Below are 6,328 nucleotides of genomic sequence, written 5' to 3'. Positions count from 1 at the left end.
TATGAACTTCGGCTCAGTCAAAGGTAAGATGAGTAAAACTTATGACTGGCAGCTAGCAATCGTCTAATTTTAGACCCCATATTACCCCAGCGACGACTTTTGCAAGAGGTCTAATTTTTATTTTGCCGTAAAGTGGCTTGCCATTGTAGGTGCAAGTGGCTTTGTTAATGACACTTTGAGCAGAAACGATCGCTCCTAGCGGCAGCGCCACCAGTAGGCTAGTGCCAAATACAACCCTCAACCAACGTTTCATCATCAAGATACCTGGAACAAGTTTAAATCTGCTCAATCTCAATCTATAAATTTAGGATTTGTGACTTTTATATTCTGCTTATTCAGTTAATGTATCCAGTTCCTCTTTGACAACCCGTAGAATTCTCTCGAGATAGGCTTGTCGCCACTGTTCTCTCTCTTGTTCTACCTGCTCACTTGGCTGGTAATTCTCAATTTCTTCAATCGAAATCACACCTTTTGTTTGAGCCAACCGTTCAACTGTATCGAGACGTTCGTGTAGAACAGAGACTTCCCCAGTTAGCGCCAAAACCATTGCCAGTAACTTGTCGCTTTCGGGATTTTCAAAATAAATAGGTTTTTTTCCCTTAGCTTTTTTTGCCATTACTACAAATTCTCTTGAATAACTTTATTTGTATTTCGTCGTTTTTGACAAATGGGTAAAAAATGCTGGAAATAGACTTTTTATAGAAGTCGGGGAAAGGTTAAAGTAACTATTTTTTCCTTCTTTTTTACCCAATCAAATCAACCAGTCGATGATTTTTACCAGAAGTCTCATAACGAGTCTTTAGTCAGTCGTTACTCACTCATCACTGATGGCCGATCGCTAATGACTGGTGACTTATTTACTGGCAACCAATAGAAACCAATTGCCCCGACTGCCAAAACCGCCTCCTTGGGATGTGCCTTTCCAGCCACCTGTAGCAGCAACAGTTGGGGTAATTTTATCTGCTTCGAAACCAGCTTGGCTAGTCAGCGCTACCAAGTCTAGATCGCGCATGGCACTCCACCAAGGTTCGTTGTTATTTTGCGTTTCCCAATCAAACATGAAGGCGCTGTAGGGTTCCATGTTTTGATAAAGGGGAGCTTCCACATGAACCATCAGTCCACCCGGTGCTAATAGTCGATAGCATTCGCGCAGAATATTCGCGATCGCTGGTGGCGATGCTTCGTGCAACAAAATATGGGAGACGATCAGATCGAACGACTCATCGGGGAAATCTGTAGACTCACCATTCTGCTGCGAGAAGTGTACTCGCTTACCCAAAGCCTCCGCTCTTGCATGAGCGTACCGCAGCATCGGTGCCGCTACATCAATCGCATAAACTTCAGCTTCTGGGTAAGCATCCACATAAGGAAGCGTGCTGTGACCGACGGAACATCCGATGTCGAGAATTTTTCGAGGACGGAAGTTGGGATGCTGCGGCTGTAAGTAATTGCGAACCACAGACTGCCCTAAGTCGTCATTCATTGGCCCTAGACGACCCATTACATAAACGTAAACACCGCGATCGTAGACAGCCCCTGCTGCGATGTCGTTTTCGGTATATTCGCTGTGGTATCCACCCGGCATACAGTGAATATCGACTGCGGTGTGATAGGCGGGTATTTTTAAATCTGCATTTAAGGTTAAAGAACCCAAAGGGCTATCCTTGTCCCGCGCCTGCTCAATTAAATCGGCAAGCTGCCGATCGACGCTAGTATTGACTGAATCCCACATCATTTCTTGAGTGGTACGCCGCAATGCACCCCACATTCGGTAATAGGGTTCGTGCTGCATCAGACGGCGAACTTCATGCCGATCTTGAGGCGATCGCTGATGCTCCTGCTCAAACTGCGGTTTAAGCCGCTTCTCGTAAATTGCTTTATTTCCTGGGGTAATCTGACTGGTCAGGTAGCCTTTTAAGCTATTGACAAAGTTTTGGCGTGCTAACTCGTCATGGGTCGCTTGAGGTAACATCCGGTGTTGGAATTGTGTATCCATATCCTAATTTCCTAACCCCTTATTGTTTACTCTAACAAGTTATCGTTAGCTTTCAGGGGTTTTGGTGTAGGTAAACCCTCGCATTCACATCACGTTACTCTTCCCGAAGCGATCGCTAACCAACATAAATGCGAGAGCGATCGCGCCTAGGACAAAATCTAGAAGCGATCGCTCTTTCCTCAGTTAAGGACTCAGTTAAGGACAGAATCGCTTACTTGAGGTGACTGGCTGTTTTTTGCCTTCTTCTATCTAGCACTGAGGTAAGCTTCTAGCTTCTCAGAACCCCCAATCAACTTGCCATCAATAAATACTTGGGGAACCGTTGTTCCGCCTGTGACAGCCCGTAAAGAGCGAGTAGTAATTTCTTTGCCTAAGACAATTTCTTCGTAATCCAACCCATGCTCCTTCAGCATCACCTTTGCACGAGAGCAGAAAGGACAACCTACTTTTGTGAACAGGGAAACGATCTGAGGCTTTGCTGCCTCAGGATTGATATAGTTGAGCATTGTCTGGGCATCAGACACCTCAAAGGGGTCTCCCTCCACAACTGGCTCAATAAACATCTTTTCAATCGTGCCATCCTTCACCAGCATGGAATAACGCCACGACCGCTTCCCAAACCCTAACTCAGCTTTATCAACCAGCATTCCCATGCCTTCGGTGAATTCACCATTTCCATCGGGTAGCAGAGTTAGATTCTCTGCTTCTTGGGATTTAGCCCATTCATTCATCACAAAGGCATCATTGACGGAAATACAGAGAATGTCATCAACGCCATTTTCATGAAAGACCTTAGCCAACTCGTTGTAGCCAGGGAGATGGGTTGATGAACACGTCGGAGTAAAAGCACCCGGTAGCGAGAAAACAACCACTGTCTTCCCAGCAAATAAGTCGTTAGTCGTCACATTCACCCACTCGTTGTCATGGCGAGTACGGAAGGTGACGTTGGGAACTTTTTGTCCTTCTCGATTGGGAAACATGAATTTCACTCCTTGACTACAAGCGATCTGAATGATGAACTTCTATTAAGCGTACTCATTATGACTACATTTTGTCAAGGCAAAAACTTTTTTAACTCGCTTTCACGGCTAGAGAAAAATTGGATAAAACTGGGAAACCTGACTCTGAAGCGTGGCGCTACATAAACGAAGCCTGCTCCCGGCAGGCTAAAATTCTTCAGGCTGCTCCCGGCAACCTTTGCACGCGCCAGCCTCGCCCTGAAGGGTGTGGGCGCATACATTAGGTGGGATGCTCCCATGATTTTCTTGTCGTCTTATCGTCTTCTCGAAGCTCAGAAAAAATGCAGGCAACGGTCGAACAGCTTTCTCGGATTTTGGTTTTTGTAGATTTAACTTTGCCAGAATTAGAGCGTTTACAACCCCACACGCAGGTGCAGCACTACAGCCAAACAGAGATTGTCATGCAGGAAGGCGATCGCCTTCCTGCAAAGCTATATGCTCTCCTGAGCGGTTCCTTACAAGTCGTTAAAACGGCAATAACCGGCAAGGAAACGATTCTCCGTACTTTGCCACCAGGGGAAATCTTTGCGGCTCCCGCCTTATTGGGTGATGGAATTGCTCCAGCAACCGTCACTGCTGAGTGTGATTCTCAGATTCTGACGGTAAAAAGAGATGCGCTGCTAGAAGCGATTCAGCAAACCCCGGAAATTGCCTTACGAATGCTGATGGTTTTCAATTCTAGGCTGCAACAACTCCATGAAACGGTGCATGGATTGGTTTCTGAGCGGGCAATTGTGCGCTTAGCTAGATTGATTCAGTATTCTGCAACTCGATATGGTACCTCTCCAGCGGCGGAAGGTCAGTGTTTGAAGGAGAAGCTTTCTTATTATCAAATGGCTCGCAGTATTGGTATTACCTATGAGGAGTGCGTGCGACTATTTAAAAATTTGAAGCCGGTTATGGCTTACAGTCGGGGTGGAAAAATTACGGTGCTTGATGCACAGAAATTGGAGGCGATCGCTTCTGGCACCATTAACTGCTAAGGAATACGCTGGTAGTAAAGTTTGTCTAGGCTGAAGTTGGTAGCTATTTTGCGATCGCCCAACCAAGAGAGTCATGAAACCTTTTCTCCTTTACCAAACAAGCGCTTTTAGAAGCTAGCTAGCAACACTCCCAACACCATTCCCCTCAGCTTGAGCTTTGAACTTTCTTTTCACTTCGTAGAATCGACAGGCGACAGATCCCAGCGAGTAAAGCAATGCGGCGTTATTCGACGCTCCAACGACAGCACCGATTACAGGCAAGAGTTCGATAAAGCCTAGTCCAACTTTCAGGACTCCAGAACCGCCAACAGACAAACCGAAAATGGCTAGGACTTCGCCTCGTCGAGTTGGATCTTCTAACGAAAAACCGTATGCAGCCGCAATGCGGTAGATCATCTCTGCTTGAAGCGCTGTAACCGCTGCCACATCGACTGCAAACAGAGTGAGCGCTATCGGAGGCACGAAGTTAGTGAGTAATCCAATTCCCCCGCCTTTCAGGGAAGTGTCAACAATAATTCGGTGAGCCAACTGCTCAGAGCTTTCTAGAGGATATTCCTGTCGGAGCTTGTTTACCTCATTCTGAGCTTTTTGGGCATCAACTTGACCCAATGCAGTCGTTAGCCAATTGATGCCTGGAACCTTGGCAGCAAACTTCACGACTGGATTTTCAGCGATTGGGGTGACGATTTTGCCGACGTTTTCCGTTCCCTGCTCCACGAAGCGCACAGCCGCAGATCCAACCGTTTCTCCTACGGCAGTAGTCGTGCTAGTAACGTTTTCAGCAGTAGACTGCAATGTATCAGAAGCCAATTTAGCAAACTGAATTGCTGTAGCGATCGCTTCACTCATTGGGTCTGTGCCTGAACCTTCTTTGCCTGGTACTACCATAGATTTTGGTAACTTTTAAACTTTAGACTGACACCTACTTTACAAAAAGCAAAGACTCCGTAGCCTCTATCCTCTGATAGTGATTGAATCTTCTAAAAGTCTGAAATTCAGTACTCAGTCTCATCGCTCAGTTTTTTACAGATACCAGTCTTTGGAAGTTTAGAACAATAAGCGATCGCGCTTTCTCTGCTAGATTTCGGTGCTGGAGGCGATCGCTTTGAAATAACTGCCACGCTTCAGCAACTTTAGAACAAACCCAAAGTCAGGGATTTGTCAATTGGTAAAGTAGCACCAATTCCCAGCCAGAGTGTAACTAAGGTACCCAGTAAGAAAACAACGGTGGAAACTGGGCGACGGAATGGGTTTTGGAACTTGTTAACGTTTTCGATGAAAGGAATCGCGATTAATCCTAAGGGAATCGAAGCATTGAGTACAACTCCCAATAGTTTGTTAGGAACAACGCGAAATATTTGAAACGTCGGATAGAGGTACCACTCTGGCAAAATCTCTTGAGGAGTCGCAAAAGGATTTGCCGGTTCTCCTACCATCGCTGGATCGAGAACTGCCAGCCCTACACACAATGCAATGGTTCCTAAAATCACCACTGGAAAAATATAAAGCAGATCGTTAGGCCAAGCAGGTTCTCCATAGTAGTTATGACCCATCCCTTGAGCTAGCTTTGCCCGCAGTTTTGGATCGCTCAGATCGGGCTTCTTCTTGATTCCTGTCATATCACAAACTCCACTGCTGCCATGTAAAGCGAGTTATTTGCTTATGGCTGTTCAGTTTAGCGATCGCTTGATATTGCTGTCTTGCCTATTCTTCTGAAAATGTTCTAATCTTCCAAAAATCTTAGAGAGCGTCCCTATAGGCTTTTGGCGTAGTTGTAGTATATTGACGAAAAACTCTGGTAAAGTGGCTCTGACTCTTAAAACCTACTTGCTGAAGTATTTCTGCAATTGTCAACTCTTGCCTAGCTAGCAGCAATTTAGCTTTCTCAATCCGACATTTGGTTACATATTGATGCGGTGCAAATCCGGTAGATTGTTTGAACAAGCTGGCAAAGTAATGTGGACTCATCTGAACGGTGGCGGCAATTTCAGCCAACATCAAGTCTTGATCTAAATAGTCGTTGATGTAAGCGATCGCTTCTCTTAACTTGTGAAGAGGTAATCCCCCGGTGTAGTCTGACATGAGCGATCTCTTGACAGAGTATCGCTGTAGCAAATGAGCCGAGAGAGCAGTTGCCATAGACTCAGCATACAGACGACTATCTACTCCACTTGATTCAAGTTCAGTCTTCAGTGACAACCCAATTTGCTGAATCAGTAGACCTCCTGCATGAATCAGTGAGTATGTGCCAGTTCGTAGTTCAACAGTCCCGCAATCAAGTTGAAGCGTAAGCCAAACCGCTTTCTACGATTGCGATAGCGTCCCGAAAA

Annotated in this window: 8 protein-coding genes and 1 pseudogene; 1 reads left to right on the top strand and 8 read right to left on the bottom strand. The window is 45.7% G+C overall.

Annotated features, from left to right (window positions below; genetic code table 11):
* Positions 1-52: 52 nt before the first annotated feature.
* From NDI34_RS27455 to NDI34_RS27440, 4 genes are all read right to left on the bottom strand, one after another.
* Positions 53-256 carry a hypothetical protein gene (locus tag NDI34_RS27455; protein ID WP_348234412.1) on the bottom strand — a complete coding sequence of 68 codons (204 nt, stop codon included), beginning with the start codon at positions 254-256 and terminating at the stop codon, positions 53-55.
* Positions 257-331: 75 nt separating this feature from the next.
* Positions 332-616, bottom strand: coding sequence for a hypothetical protein (locus tag NDI34_RS27450; RefSeq protein WP_348234411.1), 285 nt, complete (start codon positions 614-616; stop codon positions 332-334).
* Between the two features lie 237 nt (positions 617-853).
* Positions 854-1,996 (bottom strand): class I SAM-dependent methyltransferase, encoded by a 1,143-nt coding sequence (locus NDI34_RS27445; protein ID WP_348234410.1) that lies wholly within the window; start codon positions 1,994-1,996, stop codon positions 854-856.
* Positions 1,997-2,241: 245 nt separating this feature from the next.
* Positions 2,242-2,976 (bottom strand): glutathione peroxidase, encoded by a 735-nt coding sequence (locus tag NDI34_RS27440; protein WP_348234409.1) that lies wholly within the window; start codon positions 2,974-2,976, stop codon positions 2,242-2,244.
* A 320-nt stretch (positions 2,977-3,296) separates the two neighbouring features.
* On the opposite strand from NDI34_RS27440, the gene NDI34_RS27435 reads away from it, so the two are divergent.
* Positions 3,297-3,998, top strand: a complete 702-nt coding sequence (locus tag NDI34_RS27435) for a Crp/Fnr family transcriptional regulator (protein ID WP_348234408.1) — start codon at positions 3,297-3,299, stop codon at positions 3,996-3,998.
* A gap of 114 nt (positions 3,999-4,112) precedes the next feature.
* Here the strand turns inward: NDI34_RS27435 and NDI34_RS27430 are convergent, their stop codons facing one another.
* The 4 genes and pseudogenes from NDI34_RS27430 to NDI34_RS27415 form a co-directional block, all read right to left on the bottom strand.
* Positions 4,113-4,886: an EcsC family protein gene (locus NDI34_RS27430; protein WP_190528518.1), complete on the bottom strand. Its 774-nt coding sequence runs from the start codon at positions 4,884-4,886 to the stop codon at positions 4,113-4,115.
* A 245-nt stretch (positions 4,887-5,131) separates the two neighbouring features.
* Positions 5,132-5,617 (bottom strand): cytochrome b6-f complex subunit IV, encoded by a 486-nt coding sequence (gene petD, locus NDI34_RS27425; protein ID WP_348234407.1) that lies wholly within the window; start codon positions 5,615-5,617, stop codon positions 5,132-5,134.
* 121 nt (positions 5,618-5,738) lie between these two features.
* Positions 5,739-6,080, bottom strand: a complete 342-nt coding sequence (locus tag NDI34_RS27420; RefSeq protein WP_348234406.1) for an AraC family transcriptional regulator — start codon at positions 6,078-6,080, stop codon at positions 5,739-5,741.
* Positions 6,081-6,232: 152 nt separating this feature from the next.
* A pseudogene (locus NDI34_RS27415) lies at positions 6,233-6,328 on the bottom strand (IS5/IS1182 family transposase); the annotation flags it as partial.

The sequence above is a fragment of the Trichocoleus sp. DQ-U1 genome, assembly GCF_039961925.1.
Lineage (GTDB): Bacteria > Cyanobacteriota > Cyanobacteriia > Cyanobacteriales > FACHB-T130 > FACHB-T130.
Note: the sequence above shows the minus strand (reverse complement) of the source record. Positions and strands in the feature narration are given on the sequence as shown.

Coding starts and splice junctions, on each gene's coding strand:
- petD (WP_348234407.1), bottom strand. CDS start 5,617: ATGACAGGAATCAAGAAGAAGCCCGATCTGAGCGATCCAAAACTGCGG.
- NDI34_RS27420 (WP_348234406.1), bottom strand. CDS start 6,080: ATGTCAGACTACACCGGGGGATTACCTCTTCACAAGTTAAGAGAAGCG.
- NDI34_RS27450 (WP_348234411.1), bottom strand. CDS start 616: ATGGCAAAAAAAGCTAAGGGAAAAAAACCTATTTATTTTGAAAATCCC.
- NDI34_RS27445 (WP_348234410.1), bottom strand. CDS start 1,996: ATGGATACACAATTCCAACACCGGATGTTACCTCAAGCGACCCATGAC.
- NDI34_RS27430 (WP_190528518.1), bottom strand. CDS start 4,886: ATGGTAGTACCAGGCAAAGAAGGTTCAGGCACAGACCCAATGAGTGAA.
- NDI34_RS27455 (WP_348234412.1), bottom strand. CDS start 256: ATGATGAAACGTTGGTTGAGGGTTGTATTTGGCACTAGCCTACTGGTG.
- NDI34_RS27435 (WP_348234408.1), top strand. CDS start 3,297: ATGCAGGCAACGGTCGAACAGCTTTCTCGGATTTTGGTTTTTGTAGAT.
- NDI34_RS27440 (WP_348234409.1), bottom strand. CDS start 2,976: ATGTTTCCCAATCGAGAAGGACAAAAAGTTCCCAACGTCACCTTCCGT.